Source organism: Levilactobacillus suantsaiihabitans (assembly GCF_004745505.1).
GTDB lineage: Bacteria > Bacillota > Bacilli > Lactobacillales > Lactobacillaceae > Levilactobacillus > Levilactobacillus suantsaiihabitans.
Window position 1 is genome coordinate 37,251 of the sequence record NZ_RKLX01000014.1, and the last position, 25,099, is coordinate 62,349.

27 protein-coding genes and 1 riboswitch are annotated in these 25,099 nt (G+C 54.1%); of the genes, 20 read left to right on the forward strand and 7 right to left on the reverse strand.

Annotated features, from left to right (window positions below; all coding sequences use genetic code 11):
* The first annotated feature begins 27 nt into the window (after positions 1-27).
* The 5 genes from EGT51_RS08900 to EGT51_RS08920 all read left to right on the forward strand — a co-directional run bounded on the left by EGT51_RS08900 (position 28) and on the right by EGT51_RS08920 (position 5,138).
* Complete coding sequence (locus EGT51_RS08900; protein ID WP_135368362.1) at positions 28-357, forward strand: metal-sulfur cluster assembly factor; 330 nt, start codon at positions 28-30, stop codon at positions 355-357.
* Between the two features lie 11 nt (positions 358-368).
* Positions 369-1,262 (forward strand): helix-turn-helix domain-containing protein, encoded by an 894-nt coding sequence (locus EGT51_RS08905; RefSeq protein ID WP_135368363.1) that lies wholly within the window; start codon positions 369-371, stop codon positions 1,260-1,262.
* A gap of 194 nt (positions 1,263-1,456) precedes the next feature.
* A complete protein-coding gene (locus tag EGT51_RS08910) occupies positions 1,457-3,223 on the forward strand; it encodes a DUF5776 domain-containing protein (protein WP_135368364.1) in 1,767 nt (588 codons plus the stop codon).
* Between the two features lie 219 nt (positions 3,224-3,442).
* Entirely contained in the window at positions 3,443-4,492 is a 1,050-nt protein-coding gene (locus EGT51_RS08915; protein WP_135368365.1) for a sensor histidine kinase, read from the forward strand.
* Positions 4,485-5,138: a response regulator gene (locus tag EGT51_RS08920; protein ID WP_135368366.1), complete on the forward strand. Its 654-nt coding sequence runs from the start codon at positions 4,485-4,487 to the stop codon at positions 5,136-5,138. Before EGT51_RS08915 ends, EGT51_RS08920 begins: the two co-directional genes overlap by 8 nt.
* 282 nt (positions 5,139-5,420) lie before the next feature.
* Here the strand turns inward: EGT51_RS08920 and EGT51_RS08925 are convergent, their stop codons facing one another.
* Positions 5,421-6,230: a hypothetical protein gene (locus EGT51_RS08925; protein ID WP_135368367.1), complete on the reverse strand. Its 810-nt coding sequence runs from the start codon at positions 6,228-6,230 to the stop codon at positions 5,421-5,423.
* A gap of 131 nt (positions 6,231-6,361) precedes the next feature.
* Positions 6,362-6,461, forward strand: a riboswitch (TPP riboswitch).
* A gap of 91 nt (positions 6,462-6,552) precedes the next feature.
* Here EGT51_RS08925 and thiW point away from each other — a divergent pair.
* The 6 genes from thiW to EGT51_RS08955 all read left to right on the forward strand — a co-directional run bounded on the left by thiW (position 6,553) and on the right by EGT51_RS08955 (position 11,182).
* Positions 6,553-7,041 (forward strand): energy coupling factor transporter S component ThiW, encoded by a 489-nt coding sequence (gene thiW, locus EGT51_RS08930; RefSeq protein WP_135368393.1) that lies wholly within the window; start codon positions 6,553-6,555, stop codon positions 7,039-7,041.
* 248 nt (positions 7,042-7,289) lie between these two features.
* Positions 7,290-8,474: an MFS transporter gene (locus EGT51_RS08935; RefSeq protein ID WP_135368368.1), complete on the forward strand. Its 1,185-nt coding sequence runs from the start codon at positions 7,290-7,292 to the stop codon at positions 8,472-8,474.
* Positions 8,475-8,675: 201 nt separating this feature from the next.
* Entirely contained in the window at positions 8,676-9,191 is a 516-nt protein-coding gene (locus tag EGT51_RS08940; protein WP_135368369.1) for a TetR/AcrR family transcriptional regulator, read from the forward strand.
* 2 nt (positions 9,192-9,193) lie between these two features.
* On the forward strand, positions 9,194-10,255 hold the full coding sequence (locus EGT51_RS08945) for an ABC transporter permease (protein WP_135368370.1): 1,062 nt from the start codon (positions 9,194-9,196) through the stop codon (positions 10,253-10,255).
* 3 nt (positions 10,256-10,258) lie between these two features.
* Positions 10,259-10,930, forward strand: coding sequence for an ABC transporter ATP-binding protein (locus EGT51_RS08950; protein WP_135368371.1), 672 nt, complete (start codon positions 10,259-10,261; stop codon positions 10,928-10,930).
* Between the two features lie 57 nt (positions 10,931-10,987).
* The gene (locus EGT51_RS08955; protein WP_135368372.1) at positions 10,988-11,182 is read left to right on the forward strand and encodes a DUF6440 family protein; all 195 of its coding nucleotides are present in this window, start codon (positions 10,988-10,990) and stop codon (positions 11,180-11,182) included.
* A 122-nt stretch (positions 11,183-11,304) separates the two neighbouring features.
* Here the strand turns inward: EGT51_RS08955 and EGT51_RS08960 are convergent, their stop codons facing one another.
* Entirely contained in the window at positions 11,305-12,264 is a 960-nt protein-coding gene (locus EGT51_RS08960; protein WP_135368373.1) for a helix-turn-helix transcriptional regulator, read from the reverse strand.
* An 81-nt stretch (positions 12,265-12,345) separates the two neighbouring features.
* On the opposite strand from EGT51_RS08960, the gene EGT51_RS08965 reads away from it, so the two are divergent.
* On the forward strand, positions 12,346-12,816 hold the full coding sequence (locus tag EGT51_RS08965) for a GyrI-like domain-containing protein (protein WP_135368374.1): 471 nt from the start codon (positions 12,346-12,348) through the stop codon (positions 12,814-12,816).
* 14 nt (positions 12,817-12,830) lie between these two features.
* Positions 12,831-13,460 (forward strand): GyrI-like domain-containing protein, encoded by a 630-nt coding sequence (locus EGT51_RS08970; protein WP_135368375.1) that lies wholly within the window; start codon positions 12,831-12,833, stop codon positions 13,458-13,460.
* Between the two features lie 293 nt (positions 13,461-13,753).
* Here EGT51_RS08970 and EGT51_RS08975 read toward each other — a convergent pair whose 3' ends face one another.
* Positions 13,754-14,926, reverse strand: a complete 1,173-nt coding sequence (locus EGT51_RS08975) for an iron-containing alcohol dehydrogenase (protein WP_135368376.1) — start codon at positions 14,924-14,926, stop codon at positions 13,754-13,756.
* A gap of 448 nt (positions 14,927-15,374) precedes the next feature.
* Here EGT51_RS08975 and EGT51_RS08980 point away from each other — a divergent pair, with 448 nt between their 5' ends.
* The 6 genes from EGT51_RS08980 (at position 15,375) to EGT51_RS09005 (ending at position 20,602) form a co-directional block, all read left to right on the forward strand.
* Positions 15,375-16,151 (forward strand): hypothetical protein, encoded by a 777-nt coding sequence (locus tag EGT51_RS08980; protein ID WP_225428709.1) that lies wholly within the window; start codon positions 15,375-15,377, stop codon positions 16,149-16,151.
* A 212-nt stretch (positions 16,152-16,363) separates the two neighbouring features.
* Positions 16,364-17,353, forward strand: coding sequence for a serine hydrolase (locus tag EGT51_RS08985; RefSeq protein WP_135368377.1), 990 nt, complete (start codon positions 16,364-16,366; stop codon positions 17,351-17,353).
* A gap of 121 nt (positions 17,354-17,474) precedes the next feature.
* Complete coding sequence (locus EGT51_RS08990) at positions 17,475-18,455, forward strand: cation diffusion facilitator family transporter (protein ID WP_135368378.1); 981 nt, start codon at positions 17,475-17,477, stop codon at positions 18,453-18,455.
* A 185-nt stretch (positions 18,456-18,640) separates the two neighbouring features.
* Positions 18,641-19,015 carry a winged helix-turn-helix transcriptional regulator gene (locus EGT51_RS08995; RefSeq protein ID WP_135368379.1) on the forward strand — a complete coding sequence of 125 codons (375 nt, stop codon included), beginning with the start codon at positions 18,641-18,643 and terminating at the stop codon, positions 19,013-19,015.
* A gap of 109 nt (positions 19,016-19,124) precedes the next feature.
* Positions 19,125-19,418: a hypothetical protein gene (locus EGT51_RS09000; RefSeq protein WP_135368380.1), complete on the forward strand. Its 294-nt coding sequence runs from the start codon at positions 19,125-19,127 to the stop codon at positions 19,416-19,418.
* Positions 19,415-20,602: an NADH-dependent flavin oxidoreductase gene (locus EGT51_RS09005; RefSeq protein WP_135368381.1), complete on the forward strand. Its 1,188-nt coding sequence runs from the start codon at positions 19,415-19,417 to the stop codon at positions 20,600-20,602. Before EGT51_RS09000 ends, EGT51_RS09005 begins: the two co-directional genes overlap by 4 nt.
* Before the next feature lie 96 nt (positions 20,603-20,698).
* Here EGT51_RS09005 and EGT51_RS09010 read toward each other — a convergent pair whose 3' ends face one another.
* The 4 genes from EGT51_RS09010 to EGT51_RS09025 all read right to left on the reverse strand — a co-directional run bounded on the left by EGT51_RS09010 (position 20,699) and on the right by EGT51_RS09025 (position 24,117).
* Positions 20,699-21,391: a DUF4097 family beta strand repeat-containing protein gene (locus EGT51_RS09010; RefSeq protein WP_135368382.1), complete on the reverse strand. Its 693-nt coding sequence runs from the start codon at positions 21,389-21,391 to the stop codon at positions 20,699-20,701.
* Between the two features lie 75 nt (positions 21,392-21,466).
* The gene (locus EGT51_RS09015; protein WP_135368383.1) at positions 21,467-22,033 is read right to left on the reverse strand and encodes a TetR/AcrR family transcriptional regulator; all 567 of its coding nucleotides are present in this window, start codon (positions 22,031-22,033) and stop codon (positions 21,467-21,469) included.
* Positions 22,034-22,168: 135 nt separating this feature from the next.
* Positions 22,169-23,449, reverse strand: coding sequence for an MFS transporter (locus tag EGT51_RS09020; RefSeq protein WP_135368384.1), 1,281 nt, complete (start codon positions 23,447-23,449; stop codon positions 22,169-22,171).
* Positions 23,450-23,694: 245 nt separating this feature from the next.
* Positions 23,695-24,117 (reverse strand): MerR family transcriptional regulator, encoded by a 423-nt coding sequence (locus EGT51_RS09025; protein ID WP_135368385.1) that lies wholly within the window; start codon positions 24,115-24,117, stop codon positions 23,695-23,697.
* 149 nt (positions 24,118-24,266) lie between these two features.
* Here EGT51_RS09025 and EGT51_RS09030 point away from each other — a divergent pair, with 149 nt between their 5' ends.
* Positions 24,267-24,962 carry a hypothetical protein gene (locus EGT51_RS09030; protein ID WP_135368386.1) on the forward strand — a complete coding sequence of 232 codons (696 nt, stop codon included), beginning with the start codon at positions 24,267-24,269 and terminating at the stop codon, positions 24,960-24,962.
* Positions 24,963-25,099 lie beyond the last annotated feature (137 nt).

Consider the following 25,099-nt stretch of genomic DNA (forward strand, 5'->3'; position numbering starts at 1 on the left):
GACCACGAAAACGAGGAGGGTCAACGGATGATATTGGATGAAGATAAACAGTTAACGCCGGCAGAATCCCAGGTCATGAAGGCGTTGGAAATGGTGATCGACCCCGAATTAGGAATCGATCTGGTCAACCTGGGCCTGATCTACGACGTAACGGTGACGGGGGATACTTGCCGGGTCGACATGACGCTGACCACTATGGGTTGTCCGTTGACGCACGTCTTGGACGAGGCCATCAAGCAGGTGGTCACGGCCGTCGAAGGCGTGGAACACTGCGAGATCAACCTGGTCTGGGAACCGGCGTGGGACATGGCCAAGATGACCCGCTACGCCAAAGTCGCTTTAGGTATTCACGAATAAGGGTGAGGTAAATGAATATTGGCATCTTTGTGGCTCGCCGCAAGGCCCTCAAGATTTCCCAAGTCAAGCTGTGTACGGGAATCTGCACGCAGGCGACGCTCAGTAAATTTGAAAATAATAATCGTGTCCCGTCGTTAACGATTTTGAGCAAGCTGTGTGTGCGGCTGGGATTAACGGTGGATGATCTCTACCAGGAAAGCGCGGAAACGGCGGTGCAATTGCGCCACGACCTGGACAACATCGAAAAGGAACTGATGATGGAAAATTATCAGGACGTGTTGAAACGCTTGGCGAAGATCAAGATCAACCAAATCGATGAGATCAACGTGAAGATGCAGTTCTGTTACCTGCGCGGGTGCGTGAACGCGTTAGTCAATCAGCAACCCGACAAGATTCTCTTTGACTTTGCTCAGATCTTAAACGACCTGGACGAGCGGCACCAAACGATTTTTACCCAGCTGGCATTTTTGGGGTCCGGCATCATGTACGCCCGGCACCAGGAAATGCAGCAGGCCGAGTTTTACTTTGAAAAGGTCTACCAGCACATCAAGGCTTACCACCCGGACGACCATCTGGATGAGCCCAATCAATACTACTTGCGCATGCTGACGCTGATCTTCTTTACCGCCGAATTCTACGCGGGCCAAGAGAAGTATCGGCTGAGCAATCAACTCATCGACACCGGTGTGCAACTGTGTTCCGATGAGCGGGTGACCTATTACTTACCCCGGTTGAAGTTCCTGGCGACGCAAAATGCGGTCAACCAGGGCAAACAACCGGCCACGATTCAGCGGCTAATGGATGAGACGTTAGCCTTTACCCGAATCAATCAAAATGAAGTCATCGAGGTCAAGCTGGCCGCATTGAAGTGCCAGTACAACCGGCAGATGGCGGAAAATAAGTGAGGCAATCGGGTGTGGGCGATTGCCGCAAGGAAGCGTGTTGACTGTTGGCGGCGCGCTTTTTTGGTGGGCACAAGTTAGCGACAGTATTTGTCGTTGACGTATGAATTCGTTAGGAGGAAGATTGTATTGCGGCCCTGGCAGACGCATAATGTCGTTATAAGACGTTAACGTCAAAATATGTCGGGGATGATTGAATGTATGTGAAAAAGGCAAAGTGGTTAATCTTGGTAACGGGCTTGATTGTGGGAGTTGGTCTGATAACTGGGGTGACCGTGCAAACGGTACAGGCGGCGACCCAAGTGTCGACTGCTAATCAGACCAGTACGGTACCGACGCTAGCCGATGCAGAGTTTGAGCAGCAAATTCAAACATCAATACCGGATGGCGATACGATCGAACAGGCTTTTCCGAATGCGGAGTTACGCCAAGCTGTGGCTTATGCGCTGCAGGCTAAGCCCACGGATAATTTGAAGAAAACGGTCGATAACTTTAGGCAAAACGAAAATTGGCTCAACCGTGTTTTTGTCATTTCGCCGGATAGTCAAGGGTTTCCAACTGTCACCAAGCCCATTTTAAATTGGACCGGGATGAGTGCGCTTAAGGATCTGTTCGGTGTTATTAGCGTTGATGGTCAGCCAGATTTTGATCACAAGGCGGCCAAATTAGTCCAGTGTATCGGGAGTGCCAGCAACCCACTGGATGTAGATATGTTAAACGATGACTTGACGACAAGCGGGTTTAACGAATTAGCCGGCTTGCGTGACTCTGGAGTCGTGTATGATAATTTGAACGTTAGTCAAAATCAGATCACAGACTTTTCGGCGATTGATAAGTTGGCAGTATCTGGCGTCATTGACACCGTTCAAGGATTACCGGAACGGGGATCGGTTCGAGATCAATCGGCCTTAAGCGTTAGTGACGGTCGTGCGGTCATTAAAGGTGGTGTGCCAGGAGCTGCATTCTTGCCCAAGACATTGGCGATAGACCCTACGCAGGGGAAGTCTTTCCAAAATGTTGGCATGTTTCGCTTGGAAACGCCAGCGCAAACGGCGAGCTTCGAAAGCTTTTCGGGTCCCCATCTTCCTGACGCTGAACCTATCGGTGCCTTAACGCATCCCATTACGCAGGAGAAAATTGACGCATTCAATCAGGTTGATTTTAACAATCATGAGTGGCATTATATTTTTCCTTGGTACCGGGCGTTAACGCAGATAACCGAATTAGAACCGGGGGACATGGATCCAACGACGATTAACTTCGACCAACTGAAGAACATGGATATTCAAGGGATTCCGGCTGATGCCAGTTCCGTGAGAGTTCGGACACTTTGGGCGAATTATGGCTCTCAAATAATGAATAGTCCGTATACAACGTTGGTTGATATTCCCTTGACCCATGGCAACAAGGCGTCGTCATCGGCCAGCACGATGACCAGCGCCCAATCAACAGTGTCTAGCGCCAGTTCGTCAACCTCGTCAGCGCCTGCTAAGTTAGCCGTGAAGGGACAAGCCGTTTACGCCCTAAAGAAAGTGGGCCTCTATCGTCAGCCGACCTTCACCAAGCATACGCGGCGCTACTTCTATCCGCGTCGACCGCGGATTCGACGGCCACAATTTGTGGTGACGGGGTATGGCCGCTCCAAGCAGGGACGTTTGCGCTATCGGGTGCGTGACGTCAACCACGCTTCGGCGACGTTTGGCCGTCAAGGGTATGTGACGACTGTCTCGGCGTTTATCACAAAAACGTACTATCAGCGCGCGCCTAAGCGGATCCGGGTCATCAATCGACAAGGGGTCAATGCCTATCGCAATCGCAACTTGACGAAACGGGTCAGCCACTATCGGCGCGGTCGGATCTTGAAGGTTGCAAAGATTCAACGGTATCATTTAACGACGCGGCTGGTGCTTCCTAACGGCTGGTATGTGACGGCGAATAAGACCTTGGTCAAGGCCAGCAATTAGTTAAGAATCATAACGAACCAGAAGGTGGACGCTCGCACAAAACGCCCACTTTTTGTGTGCAGGTGCACAAGAATCCTTGAGAACTGTAACCGCTTTACTGACGATATGTTATACTACAAGGATAGGAAGGTTGACCGCTAAACGGTTACGATTGTTGTTGATTAACAGCAGTCTATATATTTTAAAGAGTTAACCAGAAATAGGACAGGAGGATGGGCTTTGAATGAGAACGAGAAGTGGATCACGCGTTACTTTGAAAATGCCCCCGTTGCCATTATTTTGTTCCAAGAAGATGAGATGCTAGCGTGTAATCAGGCGGCGCGGTGTTTAAAAGCAAAACTCAATTTTGATCCGCATTACCTATATGAAATTGCGCAAGCGGCAGTGGACCGGCAAGGACGTCCCGTGACGGATTGCCCAACCTGTGAGATTGCGAAAAAAACCCAAGAGGTGGTGGTCCCGGTATTGGCTGAGGGGGATGAATCGGTCGATGCAGGCTATTTGATGTTTTATAAAACGTTGGACGACGCGACGCACATCACCTCCTTAACCTTGAAGAGTTGTAGTTCTGTCAATCGAGGCTTGCGGTTGGCCCAACACGACGAGATCAATCGTGTCATCGTGCGGGCCAATGAGGCCGACCGTCATCAGATTTCGGCGGACCTCCACGACAACATTGCGCAGGGGTTGTATTTTGCGATGACCGGGGTCAACAGCCTGGCCAACGATGCGTTGAGCGCGACCGAGCGAGCCGACCAGGCGGCGGCCATTACCAAGCAGCTCCAGGCCACTTTGGCAGAGGTCAAGAACATGGCGCTGAGCGTGCGGCCGTCCGTGATGGATGACTTTGGGCTGTTTGCGGCCTTGCGTGCCTTGGCCACCCGACTGCAGGCGACCACTGGGATTCAGATCTCGGTGAGTGGCAATGCGTCGCCCGAAGAATTGTCCGGTGAGATTCAAAGCGCCATGTATCGGGTGGCTCAGGAAGCCATCAACAACGCACTAAAACACGCCAACGCCCACGAAATCATGATTTTATTGGTCGAGCACCATCACTTCATCACACTGCAGATCATTGATGATGGGGATGGCTTCGATGTCAGTCAGCACACCCAGTTCAACGGCCATTCACTCGGCCTCAGTGACATGCATGATCGTATCAAGGCGCTCAATGGCGTCTTTGCGCTAATTTCACAACCGGGGGCTGGCACCACCGTGCAGGTCAAGTTCCCCGTTTGTACGGATAAGGGGAGTCTGCAAAATGTATAAAGTCTTAGTAGCGGATGACCACGCCATCGTGCGTGAAGGGTTGAAGAAGATCATTGACCAGCAGCCGGACTACCAGGTGGTGGCTGAGGCGGCTAACGGCAACGACACGTTTGTGCGGGCCGGTCGCGGTGACATTGACATGATCATCATGGATCTGAGCATGCCGCCGGGTGAAAGTGGTCTGGTCACGACCAAACGCATTCACAACCAGTATCCCAAGATTTGGATCCTCATTTTGTCGATGCATGGTGAAGAAGACTATGTCGACCAAGCCATCAAGAATGGGGCGGCGGGCTACGTATTGAAGAGTTCGCCGGATTCGGAAATCATCAACGCCATCACGACCATCGTCAATGGCCGGCATTACGTAGATGAAAACGTCATCTTGCTGAAGTCAGACATCAAAGACATTTTGACCGACGTGGATAAAACCAACCTGTGGGGCCATAGCCCGCTGTCGAAACGCGAGCGCGAGGTCATGCCCCTGGTGGCGCTGGGCTATTCCAACAAGGAAGTGGCGGCTAAGCTCAATATCACCACTAAGACGGTCGAGGCTCACAAGGCCAACATTATGCGCAAGCTGGAACTGGATTCGCACGTGGATCTGGTGCGGTATGCGATTCATCATAAGCTGATTGAATTTTAGAGGCATGACGTGAACGAGCCTGGGAGGTTGTGTCCCAGGCTCGTTGGGGTAAGGAAGGCAAGCCAGCCGCCAGGGGTGAGAACAGCTGGTTGGTTCAGTATACCAGACTGTCAATCGTTTGTGGGGTGCGTTAACTAGTAATCTGGTTGGGGGCTAATTGGTCACTGGGGGTGGCGATTGGGCGAAAAGCAGCTTGATCGACCGGTAATCCTAGCGTGACCGCCCATAAGAATAACAATAAAAAATGATGACGACCGCGAAAAGTCGTCATCATTTTGTTAATTAGCTCATATATAACGTATATTGTAAATGAGGCGTGCCGGCGGTCAGATTCCCGCTCAGCTTAATGTTTAAGACATAGGTTTTGGCGTGATGGGCCACCAAGGCTTGCTCAATCGTCCGGACCAGCTGAACGCCCAACTGCCCCTTTCCCGTTGTCTCTAACGTCGTGTCGCCCTGCTTCGGATCAATCAATTTGGCCAGGTGCGCGACGTTGTCTTGGCTGGCATCCGAGATTGACGTAGGGTCGAGTCCCTTGATGCGAACCAGCTTGATGACAGCGGCGTAGGGCATTTGGGCCGGCGTCAGGTGATTGGACCAGTAGTAGTCATTCATCATGGCCAAGTGGTTGTTGAAGTCATAGCCATCTTTTTGGAGCTGAGTGACGATAAAACTTTCCAGCGTGGTGGCATCGTCGCTGGTCAATTGGGGCGACAAGGTTAACCCATCAGTTGTGAGTTGTTGGCGCCGGTAAGTGCCAGACTGTAGGAAGCCGTGCCAGACCCACCCAGCCGTCCGCCGATTCTTGCTGACGACGTAGTAGTAGCGAGCCCGGTGCGTGCCGTGAATGAACAGCGCCGTTTGTTTGACGACCCAGGTCGTGTGCGGATAATTTTTAAGATTATGTAGTTTGCGCGAGTGCGTCCAGTTCCAAATGGCGTGCGACTGCCGATTCTTGTTGTGGTAGTACATAGCACCAGTGTGAAACGTGATGTGGTCGGCCATTGTATAGCGAATGGCCTGCGCGGTGGCTGGTAAAATGAGACCGCCCAACAGTGCGGCGGCCGTGATGGTGACAATCTTTTTTAGCATCGAATCCCTCCCGTTTCTCAGTATACCAGACCGAAAATAGTTCGGCGCAACAATCGCATTAATCCCGAATCAGTGCAGCGTATTATGTGTTGCAAACGACGGCCAGACCCGGTATAGTTGGGCACAACTAAAAAAGACACTGGGGGTGCCCGTGGGCTGAGATGGATGACAATCCAATCCCTTCGAACCTGTTGAGTTAACACTCGCGTAGGAAAGTGGTCGGTCTACTGAATGATCAGGAAAACCGTCGTCGTGGGGAACGGGGGACTTTTTTGGTAATTTAAGTAGGGATGTGAGTCGTGTGTCAAAGAAAGTGTATCCGATGACGTTGACCGCCATGCTAGTCGCGCTCGCCGTGATTGGCGGTAGCGCCTTTTCGTTTACCATTGGGGTAGCTAAGGTTGCGCCGGTCCAGCATTTGATCGATGTCGTGACCGGCGTCTTGCTGGGGCCGTGGTGGGCCTTGGCCCAGGCCTTTTTGACCTCGCTGATTCGTAATATCATGGGGACCGGGACCGTCTTGGCCTTTCCCGGCAGTATGATTGGCGCGTTTCTTAGCGGTTGGTTGTTCCAGCGAACGGGTAAATTGTTGGCGGCCGCGCTGGGCGAACTGGTGGGTTCCGGTATCTTAGGGGCCTTTGTAGCCTATCCGGTGGCGGCCTGGTTGATGGGCACGACCGGCGCCGTTTGGCTGTTCTTGCCAAGCTTTTTCATGAGTGCGTTGGTCGGCGTCATTGTGGGCTACGCGTTGTTAAAGGCGATGTGGCCGACCGTGATTGCGCCGCGATTGCGTAAGTTACAGGGGAAATAAAAAAGAGTGGGCCAAAAGGCGATTAGCCGGCGAGCATTAAGGCTGCTAACCGAATAATCCTGGTTTTGGATTGTTTGGTTAGCAGTTTTAAGCGGAACCGGCTGCCTGTTGGCGCACGTTTCGACTAGATAAAGGTGACGCAAGAAGCCTGGAAGATTTTATCCCAGGCTAAAAACGGTACCATCGGCGAATGGTGGTGGCCATTTCCTAACAAAAGTTCTAAACTTTTGTTAGGAGGGATTTCTGACGTGAAAGAACAAGCAACTTTATCCAAGAAAACCATTTTACTAATGGCGGTGGTGACGGGGGTCATCGTCGCCAATCTGAACTTCATCCAGCCGATTGAAAACCTGATTGCCGCGGACTTCAACCTGTCCAAGGCCGTTGTCGGTATGCTGGCGATGGTCACGCAGTTGGGATATGCGTTTGGCTTACTGCTGATCGTGCCGCTGGGCGACATTTTTGACCGCTATCATTTGATTCAATTCATGATGATTCTGTCGATTGGGTCCTTATTGTTGGCCCACTGGGCGCCCAATGCCGGGGTGTTTGCCGTGGCGACGGCGCTGGTGGGAATCACCTCGGTGGCTCCACAGATCATCATCCCCTACGCCGGATATTTGGCGCCGGGCCTGCAACGCGGCAAGGTCTTGGGCATCGTGCTCAGTGGGCTGCTGACCGGGATCTTGCTGTCGCGGTCGTTTAGTGGCCTGCTTGGGAGCATCATGCCGTGGCAAGACATCTACCTGGTTGCCGCGGGGATCGATCTGATTTTCCTGATCATCGTGCATTTTCAACTACCGCATGACGAACGGGGGCATCAGGACCTGAAATACTGGCCGGTGATTCAGACGCTGCCGAAGTTATTCGCCACACAACGGCCTTTGCGCGGGGCAGCCATCAACGGTTTTTGCATGTTTGGCATGTCCAACGTGCTCTGGTCCACATTGGCCTTTTATCTGGCCGCGCAATACCATTTGGGCAGTAACGTGGCCGGGCTATTAGGGCTGTTGGGCATCGCCGGGGTCTTGGCGGCGCCCGTGATCGGTAACATGGTCGACCAACGTTCGCCACGATTGACGGTCAGTCTCGGAATGATCTTTTCCGGGGTCGCCTTCGTGATCTTTTGGCTGATGGGTCACTGGCTCATCGGCTTGATCGTGGGGATCGTCTTGTTGGACCTGGGGACGCAATTTAGCCAGGTCTCTTGCCAGGCCATCGTCCAATCCCTGAACCGCAAGCAGAGTAGCCGGAACAATTCCGTCTTCATGTTTAGCTACTTTCTGGGCGGCTCCATCGGCACCCTGTCGGCCACTTGGGCCTGGAGTCATGCCGGTTGGCTAGGTGTTTGCGGCGTGGCGGTCGTCTTCTTAGTGATTGCGATTGCCGGGCACTTCATCATTGGCGAACCCAAGCATTTGGCAACGGATTAAGGCGGGTGAGTGGCCTAACGGGCGGTGAGCGAGACTGGCGCACGGGTTGGCCATTTAAAAGGAAAATTCAAGAGTTTGGCGATGGTTGCCAAGCTCTTTTCTTTTGACCGAAAGTTGACACCGTGTCACCTGCGTGCTAGACTACAGTCATCAATCAAAGTGACACGATGTCACTTCTAACGTAAAAAGGAGCGAAAATCCATGCCAACTGCTACATTTGATCATTTAAATCCCGAAAAAAAGGCCCGTGTGATGGCGGCCTTGCTACAGGAATTTTCGGCACACAGCCTCGCCGATGCCCAGGTGGCACGGATCGTTACCGCTGCAGACATTGCACGCGGAGCGTTTTATAAATACTTTGCTGACCTGACGGACGCCTACCAAACGCTTTACCGCGCAGCCATGACTGCCGTGCACCAGGGTGTGCCCACCGCCCCCCAAGGATCCTTTGACCCGCAGCGCTACTACCAGGCGGTGACGGCCTTTTTGACGCACTTTACTGGCAGCCAATATGACGAGCTGATTCGGCGCCACTACGGGGAAAACGAAAGCCTGTTGCCCGCGCGGTCCGTGCCCACCGATTTACCGGCGGCGGATTGGGCGGCCATGACCCTCAGCCACGCCACGATTAAGGCCGTGATGTTGCGACCGCAAACCCAGGCGGCCGAGCTGGCCCGTTTCCAGCAGGCGTTACGGCTCCTGGCGAAGGGGGAATAACCATGTTTTTAGCCTTAAGGGAAATTCGTCACGAAAAATTACGCTATGGCCTCATCGTGGGGATGGTCGTCTTGGTCAGTTACCTGGTCTTTGTGCTGAGCGGCTTGGCGTACGGCCTGGCGCAACAGAACACGCAGGCCATCAGTAGCTGGGGAACCAGCAAAATCGCCCTCAACAGCGACGCCAACGAGAGCCTGTCGCAGTCGCTATTGACGACGGCCACGACGGATAAACTGGCGCTGTCCGACCACGAGGCCTACATTGGTCAGGCGGGCGTTGTCGCCAAGGCGGCCGGTCAACCGAAATTGTCCGCGCAGTTTGTTGGCCTGCAAGCCCATCAGTTTGTGGCCCGCAACCTCAAGGTCACCAGTGGTCAGCGACCGGCGACAGCTCGGCAGATCTTAGTCGATGACAGTTTTCACGACAACGGTTATCGCCTGGGCGACCGGGTGCAGTTGAACGCCACTGCCGGCAAGTACACTATCGTTGGTTTCACCCACAATGCCAAGTTGAGCGTGGCGCCGGTGATCTACGGGTCACTGGGGACGTGGCGGACCTTGAGTCACGTGACCGCCAATTTCAAGGCCAGCGGGGTGGTCTCTAACGATGCGCACTTTGCCCCGAAAACGGCCGGCGTCCAGACGTTGACGCGCCAACAGTTTATTAATAAATTGCCGGGCTACTCGGCACAAAACACGACCTTTACCTTTATGATTGCCTTTTTGATGGTCATTGCCATGGTCGTTATCGCCGTGTTCCTGTACATTTTAACCATGCAAAAGTTGCCGAACTATGCGGTGTTGCGGGCGCAGGGGATTCCCGCCAGCGTCCTGGTCAAGACCACCATCAGCCAAGCCATGTTGCTGGTCGTCAGTGGCCTGGTGATCGGTGCACTACTGACCGCGGCGACCGTCCTGGCGTTACCGGCCGGGGTGCCGATGAGCTTTAACCTACCGCTCCTGGCGGGGGTGACGGTCGGTATTTTACTGACCGGCGTGATTGGCGCTTTGATTCCCGTTCGTTTGATTTTGCGCGTTGACCCCGTCAGCGTGATTGGAGGCTAAATGATGCCAGCATTAACGTTATCCCACGTCACCAAGCAGTTTGGGCACGCCACCAACCAAGTGACGGTCCTCGAGGATATTAATTTCAGCGCCACCGCCGGGGAAGTCAGCCTGGTGCTGGGCCCATCCGGTTCCGGGAAGAGCACCTTTCTCACGATTGCCGGTGGGATTCAGACACCCACGACCGGTCAGGTACAGGTCCAAGATCAGTCGTTGGGCCAGCTCACGACCAAAGCCCGCGACGCTTTACGGTTGAACAAAATCGGCTTCATCTTACAGGCCTACAACCTGGTGCCATATTTGACGGTGCAAGACCAGTTCTCATTGGTCGACCGGGTGAAGCCACAGGGCAACCTGTCCGCCGCTGACCTGAGCGCCTTGCTCGACCAATTGGGCATCGGGCAGTTGACGCAGCAATTTCCTGCCGAGCTATCCGGTGGGCAAACGCAGCGGGTGGCGATTGCCCGCGCGCTGTACCAAAATCCGGACATCATCTTGGCCGATGAACCGACGGCGGCGTTAGATAGTGCTCGCGTGGCCGTCGTCGGCCAACTCCTGCACGACCTCGCCAAGCAACACCACAAGGCCATCGTCGTGGTGACCCACGATCTGCGGTTACGCGACTTCGCCGATCGAATCTATCAGATCATGGACGGCCAAATGACGGTCGCCTGATCCGGTGAATTGCTCGCTGGCATGGTAAACTGGGGGTATCACGAGGGAGGGATTCAGTTGGCAAAAACGGAACGGTTCATCGTGGACACCCCCAAGGTCAAAGGCGCCACGACGGTACAGGTCATCACGGACAAGGAGACCGGCGTGCAGTACCTGTTAGGCATGTACGCGACGCTGGGCTCCGGCATGACGGTGCTGGTCGACGCTGAAGGCAAGCCGCTGTTGAATCAAGCGGTGTTAGGTGAAAAGTAAGCCAATTAGAGTCTGGGAGAGACAAGGATCCCGGGCTTTTTTTGTGCCTCATGGTGTCAGGATTGCTCATTGACAGCCTCGTAATACTCGCCAGTTAACCGCCTGTTAGCCCACGCTTTGCCCTAAGATAATTGCGCCAAACGCGCCTGGCATTCCCGGCGAATCACGGTTTTCAAGGCGGTCGGTGCCTGGGTCAGCGTGGCGGTCGGGCCTAAGTAGAGCAGCCAGTGGGTGAAGTCGGCCAGCTGGTGGGGTTGGGTCACGTCGAGGGCGCACTCCAGGCGGGCAGTTTGCTGGAAGGGGTCTAGGAATTGCAGCGGAGCCGTTGGGTGGGGATGCTGGCGGAACTGTTGAATAGCCGCCGCTTGCAGGTGGACAATCACATTGGGGCGCGGTCGGGCGGCCTGAATGGCGGCCGTGATGGCAGTGGGGTCTAGCGTTTGTTCCTGCGCGACCGGTGCTACGGTTTGGATATCGGTCACGGCGACCTCTTGGAACCGGTGGTGCGTCAGGTCCCAGGCGTCGACAAACCAAGTTTCTTGACGATTGTAAACGTGGCGGACCCACACGGTCGTGGTGGCACTGGCCGTCGTGAGTTGGACTTGGCGGCTGGTCAGGCAGGTGTTGAGCAGCGTTTTTAACATCGGCGGTGCAAAGTCGGTCAGCTCCGTCAAGCGCGTGTTGGCGGGATTCGTATGGCTGAAGACCAGGAGTTCCTGGAGCGTCAAGAGGTCATCTTGTTGCGTCTGGGAGGCGATGGCCACCAATTTTTCCGTTAACGTCTTGCGATTTTGCAGGTAGGGCAGCTGAGTGTTGAGTGTTGCCAAAAAGCTGACGAACAGTGCCTTGAGCTCCTCGCTATTGAATTGCACGGCCGGTAGCAGTTGATTTTGCAAGACGGCGTAGCCACCGTCGCGCCCCACGCTGGCGGTCAGCGGCATGCCCAGCTCCTGAATATTATTGAGGTCGCGGATGACCGTACTGCGCGAGACGTGAAAGTGGGTCATTAGTTCGCGAATCGTAAAGAATTGGCGGTTATTGATGTAGCGCATCATGGTGTTGACCCGGGCCGTTTTATTCATGGAACCCCTCCTAAATAGTGTCAGTTTTTGACATCATTATACCCTATACTAGGGCCATCAACTTAAAGGAGGCCATCACACATGGCAAATTACACGATTGAAACGAAACCCGCATTCACGGTCTTGGGCATTGGCACGATTCTGACCGGCGACTTTCCCGCGATGGGGCAACAGAAAACGGACTTCTGGCAACGCATCAACGCCGAAAACGCGCTGGCCCAGTTGGACGGGCTCAACGACTATCCCTTTGCCGTCAACGAAGCCATCAACGGGGAATTTCACTACTACGCCGGACGCGAGGTCGCACCAGACACGACGCCGGCCGATGGGCAACGGCTGATCACTTTTCCGGCCGGCAAGTACCTGGTGATCACCGGGAGCGCTGCGGACCAAATGGGGTTGTACAACACGCTGGAGGGCCCGGCCTTTGGTGAAATTTTGCCGCAGCTGACCGACTACGCCTACGTCGGTGGCCCCAACACGTCTTACGTGACCGGTAGCGATGAGACTGGCGTGCACGGCGAAATGCTGGTGCCACTGGTAGCGAAGTAAGGGGGCAAACACTCATGAAACACGAATGGCGGCGGGCAGAAAAAGGGTGGTATTTGCCTAAGTCTCCTACGCGCTTAACGTTGCCCCAGTTGAATTTCATCACGCTCACAGGGGCCGGTGATCCCAATCAACCGGCCTTTGGCGAGCACGTGGCGGCCCTGTATCCCGTGGCCTACCAACTGCGAATGGCGCTAAAACGCGGCGAACTGGGTGACCCTTACGAATACACCGTGTACCCGTTGGAGGGCGTTTGGACCACGACGGACGGCTCGCGCGGAGCCACACTCAACAAGGCGGCGCTCAAATACAAGATCATGTTGCGCCAACCGGACCGCCTGACCGTCGCGGACTTTGAAGCAGCGCGCGACCAGGTGTTGGCCAAGAAGACCAATCCGTATTTCGCGGACCTTCAGTGGGAAACGTACGCGGAGGGCACCGTCGTCCAAGCGATTCATCATGGGCCGTTTGCCACGGAGGCCGAGACGTTTGCCCAGCTCCAACAGGTCGTGGCTGAAAACGACCTGCAGGTGACCCCGACGATGGGGGACTACTGGCACCGCGAAATCTACCTGACCGATCCCCGCCGCACCGCACCGGAGAAGGCCAAGACGGTGTTGCGGTACCGGGTGCGGCCCCGGGATTAGGCAGCATGTTGATACCTGCGATTGGTGAAACCAGGCGCCGGCGTGCCAACACCTCTCGCACGAACGGTAAGGTGGCCAGGACCACAATTACCTAGAACACAAAAACATCCCCCCGAGCCGCGGCCCAGGGGGATGTTTGTCATACGCAATCAATCTTATTTTGGGTGACGACTCAAAGGGGGTAACCAGTGAGTCGTCAATTTTACGGTTGGGCGGTTAACCCCAACCCTTGTGTTTGCAAGGAGTATCGCGAGTGGTTACGGGACTGGCCGCAATCGTCGCGCAAGTTGTCGTTATTTTGCGTCGTAAGCAGCTTGGAAGATCTTGATGATGTCTTCCTTGGTCCCCTTACGTGGGTTGGAGAAGGCGTTCCCATCCTTCAAGGCGTTTTCGGCCATCAGTTCGAAGTCTTCTGGCTTAGCACCGATTTCCTTGATAGAGTGTGGAATACCAACGTCTTCGGACAATTGCTTCATGGCCTTGATGGACAATTCAGCAGCGTCACGTGTAGACAAGCCATCGGTGTTTTCACCCATGATCTTAGCTAATTCAGCGAAGCGTTCTGGGCAAGCGATGATGTTGTATTCTTCAACGTAAGGCAACAGCAAAGCACAGCAAACACCATGAGGGGCATCGTATTGACCACCCAATTGGTGAGCCATGGCGTGAACGTAACCTAAGTTGGCGTTGTTGAAGGCCATCCCGGCTAACATTTCAGCTTCGACCATCTTGGTCCGCGCTTCCAGGTTGTGCCCATTGGCAACGGCTTCACGTAAGGAAGTTTCAATCAACTTGATGGCTTCGATACATTGTGAGTCGGTGATCGGGTTGTGGTCAACGGAAACGTATGGTTCAACGGATTGAACGAAGGCGTCCATCCCAGTTGCGGCCGTTAAGCCCTTCGGCACGTCCAACATCAAGGTTGGGTCGTTGAAGGAAACCAGCGGAATGTTCCGCCATGAAACGACCACGAACTTCAAGTGAGTTTCTTCATTCGTGATAACGGCGTGGCGAGTTAATTCTGAACCCGTCCCAGCAGTTGTGTTAACGGCAATCAATGGTGGCAAAGCCTTGTCCAGCGTTTCGATCCCGGCTAATTTGGTGATGTCGTCACCGTTCGTCAGGATAATGCCGGCACCTTTACCAGTATCATGAGCAGAGCCCCCACCAACAGTGATGATGGAGTCGGCGCCTGATTCTTCGTAAAGTTTCTTAACTTCTTTGATGTTCCGAATCTTAGGGTTCGGTTCAACGTTGTTGTAGACAACGTAGTCAACACCAGCAGCCTTTAAGGAGTCGAGCGTTTGTTCAACCGCACCGTCTTTCATTCCTTCAAGGAACTTATCCGTTACGATGACGGGCTTCTTCATCCCTAACATCTTCGCACGGTCACCAATCTTGCTAATTACGCCAGGGCCAAAAAAGTTGACGCTGGGCATAAGAAAATCATAACTACGTTCAGCCATTATACAAATGCCTTCTTTCGGAAGTTTTGAAAATCATTGGTACCAATTTCACAAAGCAATTATAACTAAAAAATTTACAGTTTGCAACTGGTTTCGAAAAAGAGTTGGTTAGTTGGGCGATAAAACCAGGCGGTATCGCCATTCTGATAGTATTCTCTGAGTTAAAAGAAAATTAATTTAGCGCTTACAAATTGGCTGCCGGGTTAATGAAAGGCTAAACAAATTGTTCTCATTTAAGTGTGATTTTACCCGGTCAGCGGGTGGGCCAGGAGGTTTCAGCCGGTCGTGAACCCCCTGCTGCAATTTTGCGCAACGACACCAAATGACGTTGGGGCAAAACTGTTTATTTATTTAGTTATATTGGTTGCTAGCCGTTGTAGTTGTTGACTAGTTGCCGTAAACTTGACCTTAGGATACATAGTAATCTTTTAAATGGAGGCGGAGTTAAATGATGACGCATACACACTGGCTGACCTTACTGGCAGTCGGATTGGCGGCCAGCGGTCTGGCGGGTTGTTCATCGAGTTTGAGTGGCCATCAGGTCAAGGATGCCCTCAAACAGGCACAATCGAGCAAGAAGACCAGCGGCAAAACGGCTAAGGACGAGTCGATCATCAAGGCCGCACAGGAACTGAACGCTGACGGCAAATATAAAAAGTCTAATCAAAAATTGAGTACAATCAACCTGACCGATTTGAACAAGAAAGGCTTTGGCGCGCTCAAGACGGAATTTTTCAGCTTACAGAAGAGCAATGATAAGTTTTTGCTGAAGAAAAACCAGGGCAAGACCACGGGGACCAGTGGCACGACCAGCCAGGCCAGTGGGGGCACGACCACCACGACGCCAACCACGAATCATAGCTTTGACGGTTACAGCAAGTACACCGGCGACTATTACTTCTACAACGATGACGACGGCGACCGGCAACAAGAGACCCTGACGATTCACGGGGATGGGACCGTGGTTCAAAATAACAATGACGGTTCAGCCTTCCACGGAACGGCGACCATCAAGAATTCCGGTGCGACCGGCGTATTGTCCTATGACGTGACGACCGGCACCAACGATACCAAGACCATCGACGCCAACGTTGAGATCGACGTGACCTGGAGCAATGGCGAGCACGAGGCCTACTACGGCTACACGTCGTACGATGATGATATTGTCTTGACCGATGGCAATTCCTACGATGGCGATTTAGTCAACGAAGTTTGGATGCAGTAATTCAGTAGAATAGGCAGATGAGAGTGAGACAAAAGGCGATTAGCCGGCGAGCATTAAGGCTGCTAACCGAATAATCCCGGGCTTGGATTGTTTGATTAGCAGTTTTAAGTGGAACCGGCTGCCTGTTGGCGCACGTTTCAGCTATGTAGAAGTGACGCGAACGGGCCCGGGAGGTTTTGTCCCGGGCCCATTTTTTGAGGAGGCAGAAATTGATGAAATGGCGATGGTGGCTAATTTTTGGCCTGACAATCAGCGCGGGGATGGCCTTAGCGGGGTGTCAACGCCCAGTAGCAGCGCATCCCGCCACGCATACCACAGCGTCGTCGGCAGTGCGTCACTCGCAAACGCAGCACTCAGCGACGTCGAGCAAAGCCCGCCACACCGCGGCTAAACCGAAATCAGCTCCGAGCCGGGTCCAGCTGCCCCTGCGGTCGATTGCCCAGCGGACCATGGGCCGGTTGGCCGGGCAAAATGCGGTCTATATCCAGACCACTGCTGGCCAAACACTGAGCTGGCACGATCGTTCGCAAAAAGCGGCCAGCGATATTAAGTTATTTATTTTAGCCACGGTCTATCGACAGGTGGTGGCGGGAACCTTTCAGCTAGCCACGCCGTATACGTTACGCGAAGCCGATAAGGTCGGCGGCACCGGTAATTTACAGGCCCAACCGGCGGGTACCCGCGTCACCAATCAAGCGTTGCTCAAGGCCATGATGACGGTGAGTGATAACACCGCCACCAATATCATCATTCGCGAAGTTGGCGGGCGGGCCGTGGTCAATCGTGAGATCCAGCGGCTGGGGGCGACTCAGACGCGGTTACGCCGGCTGATGATGGACCAAAAAGCCTTGGCAGCCGGGCGAGACAACGTGACCTCGGCGCGGGATTTAGGCCAATTATTAATGAAATTGTGGCACCACCAACTGATCTCGCCGACAGCCGATACCGCCATGCTCAAACTGCTGGCGGCCAATACCAATCACACCAAATTACCGGCGAACGTGCCGGCCAGTCGCCAGGTCTACAACAAGACCGGTGAGTTTGACACCTATGGGGTGGAAAACGACGCCGCGATTTTCGCGCACGGTCAGCGCGCAGTGGTGGTCGTGGCGCTGTCGCAACACGGTCAGCTAGCCGAACAGATTCCGGCGATGAACCGGCTAGGCCAACAGGTCGATCACGCGGTCTTTACGGCCAAGTGATCGGCTCGTCTGGTTGTGGCAGGTGGCCGAATTTAACTGCCGCATCCTTGCTAAGAAACGTTTCGTTCGCCAGTCGAAGGGCTATAATGGACCTAGCTAAGCGGATGAGAGGGTTGATTGGATGAAAGAAGAAATGCAAGCACATTGGCAACGCGAGCAGGCGGCCTGGAAAGCCCGGCAACAGGCGGAATTGGCCAAGCTGCGGGGCGCGCAACGCCATTTGTACCTGAACGTGGGTGCGTATTTGGCGATTTCCGTGATCGAGTTTTATCTCGCGGTGATCGGCCATTCACAAACCTTGCGTGCCGATGCGTTTAATAATCTATCGGGGATTATTTCCTCGGTCCTGTTGCTGATTGGGATCTACATTGCCCGCGACATTCATGATGACGACCTGATGGGCCAACCGCTGCCGGAGGATTATAGCCACAGCGGTCAACGGCTTCAGTTAACGCGGTTTCACTACGAGACGGTCTTCACCATGATCACCGGGATCGTCATGATTGCGATTGCGGCCAGCGTCATTTACGGTGGCATCAAGAGTCTGATGCACCCGGGCGACCAGGAGATTCCCCAGCCGATTACCTTACTGGGGGCCGGCGTGGCGACGGTCATCATGCTGGGCGTCTGGTGGTTGAACCGGCGCGCTGGGCGGAAATTGAAAAATGCTGCCCTCACGGCCGCGGCCCAAGATAGTTTGAGCGACGCCGTGACCAGTCTGGGCACCATGATCGCCATTGGCGGCGCGCTAGCGTTTCAGCTGACCTGGCTCGATGGGGTCGCCAGTCTGTTGGTCGGGATCTTTATTTTGACGGCGGGCATCAAGATTTTCCGCGAAAGCAGTTTGAATCTGGCGGATTACTTTGACCCCCAAGTCGAAGACCAGTTCCGACAAGCGGCGGCTGGGTTTCCCAGTGTTAAATACGTGGCGGATTTGAAAGCCCATTACAACGGCAACGTGGTGACGGTCGATCTGGTCATCGCGGTCGACCCGCACATGGAAGTCAAGGACAGTTATCGCCTGGGCGAAGAGATCGAAGCGGCCATGCGCCGCGAATTCGGAGTCGTCGATACCAACGTGATGGCGGTGCCAGCAGAATAGTGACTCACTGAAAATGATTGGTTACGGAGAGATGTCGTCAACCAATCATTTTTCTTGCTATTAGTTATTATCAATAATTATTAGTTATTAATAATTGATGAACCGAGCATACTTACCAAAAGGTGCCTACTCCCCAAATGGGCGGTTAGGGCGTACAATGGAAAAAACAGTTGGGAGGTCATCACGTGAAGAAGTCATATGACAATGGGGTTGAGGCAACGCTGGGCGTCATCGGCGGTAAATGGAAGCCACAACTGCTCTGCCACCTAGGTAATCGGCCACAACGAACGTGTGACCTGCGGCGGGAATTGCCGGCCATTTCGCAAAAGGTGTTGACGCAACAACTCCGCGAGCTCGAGCAAGACGGCATCATCGTCCGACACGTGTCCGGTGAGCGGGCCCCTTTTAAAGTGACTTACGCCTTGACGGATTTGGGCCGGTCATTGGGCCAAATCTTGGTGCAGATGTCGGTGTGGGGTGAACGCCGGGCCAGCGAGGTGCCGGACATGGAAGTCACCCATGATCACAGCGGCTTTAGCCATATTTTAACGACGAACTAGCGTCTGGGACGCAATCTTTCAGACACTTGACCTAGGAGGTACTTTTAAGTGCCTTCTTTTTTTATTTGGCCCAGCCGGTTATGCTAGGTCTCGTTAAGGAGGTGGCCCAATGCAGCCAACAGTTCGGGGCCTGGCGGTGACGCACAGTCTGGTCGGCACGCCCACGCAATGGCACTTGCTCTTGTTGCTGGCTGACGGGCCGCAATTCGGGAGCCGGTTGCGACGCCAATTGCCGCGATTGCAACGTCGCCAATGCGGGGTCGGCCTGTGGCAATTGTGGCGCCACCACCTGATTATGTTTCACGTGAAACACGGTTGGACGTTGACCACCGCGGGCGAGACGCTCCGACCGATTTTAAACGCAATCCAAACCTGTGATCAAGAAAGGCGGAAACTTCCATGACTTATCATTTTCAGGATTCCTATGCATTTGCGAACGGTGTGACCTTAAAGAACCGCGTGGTCATGTCACCCACCACGACCATGTCCAGCTTTTACGACGGGCACGTGACCAATGATGAAATCGACTTTTACAGCGCCCGGGCTGGTGGTGTGGGGCTGATCATTGGTGAAGTTGCCAACGTTGTGCCCGGTGGTAAGGGCTTTGAAGGGGAGCTGTCGATTGCCGACGACACGGATATTGACGGTCTCAGTAAGCTCGCCAATGCCATGAAGCGCAATGGGACCAAGGCCGTCTTGCAGATCTTCCACGCCGGGCGCAAGTCTAACGACAGCATCTTGCGCGGCCAACAACCGGTCAGTGCCAGCGCGGTGAAGGCCGTCTTTCCGGCCGATTCCCAGACGCCACGAGAAATGACGGCCGACGAAATCGACGAGCTGATCGTAGCCTTTGGTGAGGCCACGCGGCGGGCGATTGCGGCGGGGTTTGACGGCGTCGAGTTGCACGGGGCCAACACGTATTTGCTCCAGCAATTCTTCTCACCCAACTCAAATCGCCGGACCGACAAGTGGGGTGGCGACCGCGATGCGCGCATGGGACTGGCCCAGGCCGTGATTGCCCGCGTTCACGAAGCCATCGCTACCTACGCGGACCGACCATTCTTACTGGGCTACCGCATCTCGCCGGAAGAAATCGAAACGCCCGGCATCCGGTTGGCCGACAGCTTGGCCTTCCTGGAGATGCTAGCGGACTCCCCAGTGGATTACGTCCACATGTCCATGGGTTCTGCCCAACGGACCTCATTGAACGACAAGTCCGATCACGAGCCAATTATGAAGAAATTTGTTGCCCAATTAGCTGGACGCAAGCCGTTGATCGGTGTCGGGTCCGTGGAAACACCCGCCGATGCCGAAGCCGTTTTAGCCATGGGTGCCGATCTGGTGGCGATGGGCCGCGAAATGATTCGCGAACCGCAATGGATGGAAAAGGTCGAGGACCATGATGAGGCCAGCATCCGCTACCAGCTGTCCCCATCGGAAATGACCGAATTGAAGATTCCAGTCGCCATGCAATACTACCTAAAAGGGGCCTTTTACTCGGTGATGCATTTCACCACGGATCCCGCTACGGCGGTGGATTACCAAAATGAAGCGGCACCGATGGAAGGCTTCGAGAAGAAAATGTAGGCCGTTTTCGATATTAATTTCGCGAATAGAAAATACTTGTTAAAGCAAACTTGCCCAACCTGGGAGGATTCTCCTGGGAGTGGGCAAGTTTTTTGATTATTGGGTAATTTTAACCTGACCGGAACCGCTGGTGATGGTCAGGGGATGTTGGCCGGCGATGGTGTAGTCGTGGTTACTGGTGGCGACGCGGCGGCCGTTGAGGTGAGCCTGGCCGTTTTTCACGGCGACGTTCAACCCGGCGCTCGTTAGCTGAGTCAACGTGGTGCTACCGTTGTCCTTGATCAATCGGCCGGCACCCGTAACGGTGAGACGGTGGGCTTGAGTCGTGCCGTTGTGGTGGTGGACCTCGAGGTGGTGGGTCGTCAGGTCGGTTAGGTTGAGCGTGCCGTTGAGCTGATGGATGGTGACGGCGTCGAGGTCATCGGCGTTGGCCAGAGTGAGCACGATCTTGGCGGACCGTCCCAGTGTCAATTGGTGGCGATCCGCCGCCGTTTCGGTCAGACTGAGGGTGTCGTTTTGCTGGTCCAGGTGATACTGGTCGGCGGCGACGTTGGTCAGGTCCAGTCGGTTTTGGGCGCCGGAACGGATGGTGATCACGGCCGTTTGGACACGCAGATTCAAGGTCTTAGGTGCCGCGGTCAGCGTGACTTGGCGGTCGGTGAGGGGGCGCACGGTCAGCCGGTTGACGTTGATGCGGTGATGACTGGCGTTGGCCCAGGCAATCAGGCCGCCAGAGACGAGGGCCAAAACGAGGATGAGGATACCGATCGTGATTAACATTTTTTTCATATTAACTCCTTTGTGAGTGTGAATGAATATTATTTAAATTCATTCATTTTATTGATAAAAAAATAACCGCACTGGCTATTTTAAAACGACTTTGAGAATCCCGGTGATCAGGTCGTTGAGCACCTGAAAGTAATCGTCCGTCTGGATCTCGCTTTGATGGAAATCCACGACGGTGAGGGCGTTGAACAGGCTGACGGCACGGGCCTTGGTCATGGTCGGCGCCAGTAGGCCTTGTACCTGCCAGCGGTCGATCAGCGTCAACAGGGTGGCGTAGACCACGCTATCGGCCACGGCGTTTTGGTTAGCCTGGGCGATCTGGCGATTGAGCTTGGGATTTTGAAACCATTCTTGTAAGATCAGATTATCTGCGGATTGCGTGAAGATTTGGCGAATCACGGTCCGCAAGACGGTGGCCGGGTCGGCGGTGAGGTCCACGTTGGCCAGAATGGCCCGTTTGACCCGCTCGTTTTCCGCGTTGTAGACGGCCAGGAAGATGCTTGACTTGGCATCATAAAAATTATAAAAGGTGCCGACCGCGACGTTGGCCCGGGCGGCAATGTCGGCGATGCTGGTGGCCTTGAAGCCGTTGGCCAAGAAAAGGTCGCGGGCGGCCGTGAATAAACGTTGTTGTTTATCGTCCATGTGAGGTCCTCCTTACTGAATGAATATTAAATCAATTCATTCATTTTGTCAAGAAGAGAGATTGAGAAAGTTGGCCAACTAAAAAAAGACGCCCAGTCTCGTGACCAGGCGTCTCGCAGATTAAAAAAATGGTGGTTACTCCAACGACTCTTCCACAACCGGCTCAGCTTCGGCTGCCAAGCGGGCTTGTAACTGCTGATCGTAGGCGCGCACGCTAGGCATGGCCAACATGGCTAACCCACAGATCAAAGACCCCACGCCGCCGATGATAAACAGTTTTTCCACGCCAATCGCGTCGGCAATCGGCCCGGCAAAGATCAGGCCCACGGGCCCGGCGATACTGGTCAGGGAGTTTAAGACGCCCAGGACCCGGCCCAATTCGTTAGCGGGGAAGCTCTGTTGAATCATCGCCATCAGTAGGGTGCTGTAAAATGGCGTCACGGCACCGGCCAGAACGTTTAAAATCACAAACCAAACGAAGCCGGTTTGATTGCCGGGCAAAAGCCCACTGCCGCCAAAGGTCACGGCCATGGCGATGGTCGCCCAAAAGATGGGTTTCATGCGGTCACGCCAATTGCCGAACAGGCCGATGATAGCGCCCCCGCCCAGCATGCCGACCGAATAGATGACTTCAATCAGCCCGGCCTGGCCGACCGTTCCGTGGAAATAACCCATGGTCATCAACGGATACAGGCTGGCGGCGGGCATGAACATCAGCGTAAACGTCGCGCCAATCATGGTGATGGCCCACAGACCGCGGGTGTGGCGGAGCTTATCCAGCCCAAATTTGGCATCGGCCAGGACGTGGACCTTTTCGTCGATCGCCGGATGTTCCGGAATCATGACGAAGGTCAATAGACTAATCCCAATGATGGCACCCAAAACATCCACTAAAATTAAGAAATTCATGGGGATGATGGCAAATAGAAAGGCCCCGAGTGCTGGCGCGATGATCATGTTGGCCGACTGGACCATGCCCAGCTGGCCGTTGATGCGTGTCAGTTCTTCAGCGGGCACCATGGTCGGTAGAATCGACTGAATGGTGGGCATCTGAAAGGTCTGCGCGATGGAACGGACTAAGAGTGAAATGAAGATCAGCCACAGCGGAAAGGTCGCCTGTAGCGTCCCGACAACGGACAAAATAATGGCAAAGATGGCTGCGACCACGTCGGGAACGATCAACAAGGCCTTCTTGTTGAGTCGGTCGACGAAGGGGCCAACGAACGGACTGAGCAGGACCATCGGCAACATGCCTAGCAACGTGGCAAGGCTGAGGACCGTGGCCGAACCGGTCTGTTTGGTCAGATACCAGATGATGGCGTATTGCACGACCATACTGGTGATTCCGGACAGAAACTGACTGGTTAAAAATAAATAAATATTGCGCCGCCAATGCGGAAGTAAAGTTGTTTCCAAGGGTTATCCCCCCTTTTATAAAATACGCAATAAATGCTTCACAGGCTGTTAATATTAGCATATTAGTAAAGGGGGTACAAGAAACTTGACTCGGAAAATGAAAGCGGCACCGATGGCGGGTTATCCGCCGTTTCGGCTAGCCGACAAGGACCCACGACCAACAAAAAACCATGGCCCAATGTTGCGGAGGTCATAGCTGATTTGGTGCGGTTATTGTGATGCATGCTAGTGGGAGCCGGTCAAGCTTACACCGTTTGGTCAGCGGCCGTGTCGCGCAAATTTGACGGCACAAAGCTATCGGGTTCGTGGTTTTTCATGATGGTCGCATAGTGCTCCACCTTGAAATTGATGGTTGAAAGATGGTGCTTTAAGTCAGCGATTTCGCTTAGCGTCCGTTCCTGTTGCGCTTGCATCATGGCGTAGCGTTCAGGAATGGTACTGTCACCCTCTTGGACCAAGTCGAGATAGTGTTGAATCCGTTCAACGGGCATCCCGGTGCCCCGGAGGCAAACGATGACGTGTAGCCATTCGAGGTCCACGTCATTGAAGACACGGTTGTTGTTCTCATCGCGTTGCACGTACGGCAACATGCCATGATCGTGGTAATACCGGATGCTATAGGTAGAAATCCCTAGCTTTTGGGCGACTTCGTGAATGGTGTAAGACATGCCCGGTTCCTCCTTCAAGGGTTAGCGTTCGACTAACTGTAAGTGATGCTATCTATCATACGCGTCTCATTTGACTAGCGCAAGCATTTGTCTTGGAAATTTAAGCAAAGGGGTTGCCTTCAGGTAGGGCGAAGGGGGTACACTACGGGATGAAGAAAGGTGGTGGGGGTGTGAGACAGTTTAACGTGCAACGTGCCGGGGCAGACTTCGAGCCGCTGCTGTCGTGGTCAACGGATCCGACAATCAGCGCGGCGGCGTTGAGTGGCCCGGATGCGCGCGATTTGTTGGTGATCGATGAGGCTACCGATACGCTTAAAATCGTGCCACAACTCTCGGCCGAAACGTTACTGGACCGGGTAGCCCACAGCATCTACGGTCGCCTAGCCGATCAGGTGACCGCGGCTTGGCCAAGCGCCACGGCGCCCACCACGCCAGCCACCTACCTGCTAGTCGACCTGGCCGCGATGGACCACGCCACGGTCTTGGCCACGCTGGGAGCCCTGGTGGCCTTGATGGTGGCGCAGCACAAGGACGCCGCCGTATCCCTCGCCCGGTTGAATGGCATGGCCGGCCAGGCGCAGTGCTGGCTGCAACAACTTGGCCTATCGGAACATCAACTGCTGTTGCCGGCGGGTGTGACGGTCTTGCGGCAGCTGTTCCACCAGCTCTTGGACCAAGATGCCAGTTGTGACGCGTACGTGCCGTTAGGGTGCGATACGCGGGCCGGCAAATTGGCGCAAGACGTGGTGGCTCTGACAACGGGGCACCTGACAGCCTTAACGTTGCCCACAGCTTGGCAGTTGTTGCGAGTAGCCGGGACGGAACGGCAATTACACCGGGACTAATTAAATGCAACCCACAAAGATGTGGGCCACGATGGATTGCGTGGCTCACTTTTTTAATCACTAAACCATATGCGAATTTAATAACGATTTTAATTATAAATGTTCGTATATTTGAGAAAAATAGTAGACTTTTTCGC

Excerpts from the sequence above, each read along its gene's own strand:
- EGT51_RS08900 (WP_135368362.1), top strand. The coding sequence starts at position 28 with ATGATATTGGATGAAGATAAACAGTTAACGCCGGCAGAATCCCAGGTC.
- EGT51_RS08905 (WP_135368363.1), top strand. The coding sequence starts at position 369 with ATGAATATTGGCATCTTTGTGGCTCGCCGCAAGGCCCTCAAGATTTCC.
- EGT51_RS08910 (WP_135368364.1), top strand. The coding sequence starts at position 1,457 with ATGTATGTGAAAAAGGCAAAGTGGTTAATCTTGGTAACGGGCTTGATT.
- EGT51_RS08920 (WP_135368366.1), top strand. The coding sequence starts at position 4,485 with ATGTATAAAGTCTTAGTAGCGGATGACCACGCCATCGTGCGTGAAGGG.
- EGT51_RS08925 (WP_135368367.1), bottom strand. The coding sequence starts at position 6,230 with ATGCTAAAAAAGATTGTCACCATCACGGCCGCCGCACTGTTGGGCGGT.
- thiW (WP_135368393.1), top strand. The coding sequence starts at position 6,553 with ATGACGTTGACCGCCATGCTAGTCGCGCTCGCCGTGATTGGCGGTAGC.
- EGT51_RS08940 (WP_135368369.1), top strand. The coding sequence starts at position 8,676 with ATGCCAACTGCTACATTTGATCATTTAAATCCCGAAAAAAAGGCCCGT.
- EGT51_RS08945 (WP_135368370.1), top strand. The coding sequence starts at position 9,194 with ATGTTTTTAGCCTTAAGGGAAATTCGTCACGAAAAATTACGCTATGGC.
- EGT51_RS08950 (WP_135368371.1), top strand. The coding sequence starts at position 10,259 with ATGCCAGCATTAACGTTATCCCACGTCACCAAGCAGTTTGGGCACGCC.
- EGT51_RS08960 (WP_135368373.1), bottom strand. The coding sequence starts at position 12,264 with ATGAATAAAACGGCCCGGGTCAACACCATGATGCGCTACATCAATAAC.
- EGT51_RS08965 (WP_135368374.1), top strand. The coding sequence starts at position 12,346 with ATGGCAAATTACACGATTGAAACGAAACCCGCATTCACGGTCTTGGGC.
- EGT51_RS08970 (WP_135368375.1), top strand. The coding sequence starts at position 12,831 with ATGAAACACGAATGGCGGCGGGCAGAAAAAGGGTGGTATTTGCCTAAG.
- EGT51_RS08975 (WP_135368376.1), bottom strand. The coding sequence starts at position 14,926 with ATGGCTGAACGTAGTTATGATTTTCTTATGCCCAGCGTCAACTTTTTT.
- EGT51_RS08980 (WP_225428709.1), top strand. The coding sequence starts at position 15,375 with ATGATGACGCATACACACTGGCTGACCTTACTGGCAGTCGGATTGGCG.
- EGT51_RS08985 (WP_135368377.1), top strand. The coding sequence starts at position 16,364 with ATGAAATGGCGATGGTGGCTAATTTTTGGCCTGACAATCAGCGCGGGG.
- EGT51_RS08990 (WP_135368378.1), top strand. The coding sequence starts at position 17,475 with ATGAAAGAAGAAATGCAAGCACATTGGCAACGCGAGCAGGCGGCCTGG.
- EGT51_RS09000 (WP_135368380.1), top strand. The coding sequence starts at position 19,125 with ATGCAGCCAACAGTTCGGGGCCTGGCGGTGACGCACAGTCTGGTCGGC.
- EGT51_RS09005 (WP_135368381.1), top strand. The coding sequence starts at position 19,415 with ATGACTTATCATTTTCAGGATTCCTATGCATTTGCGAACGGTGTGACC.
- EGT51_RS09010 (WP_135368382.1), bottom strand. The coding sequence starts at position 21,391 with ATGAAAAAAATGTTAATCACGATCGGTATCCTCATCCTCGTTTTGGCC.
- EGT51_RS09015 (WP_135368383.1), bottom strand. The coding sequence starts at position 22,033 with ATGGACGATAAACAACAACGTTTATTCACGGCCGCCCGCGACCTTTTC.
- EGT51_RS09025 (WP_135368385.1), bottom strand. The coding sequence starts at position 24,117 with ATGTCTTACACCATTCACGAAGTCGCCCAAAAGCTAGGGATTTCTACC.
- EGT51_RS09030 (WP_135368386.1), top strand. The coding sequence starts at position 24,267 with ATGAAGAAAGGTGGTGGGGGTGTGAGACAGTTTAACGTGCAACGTGCC.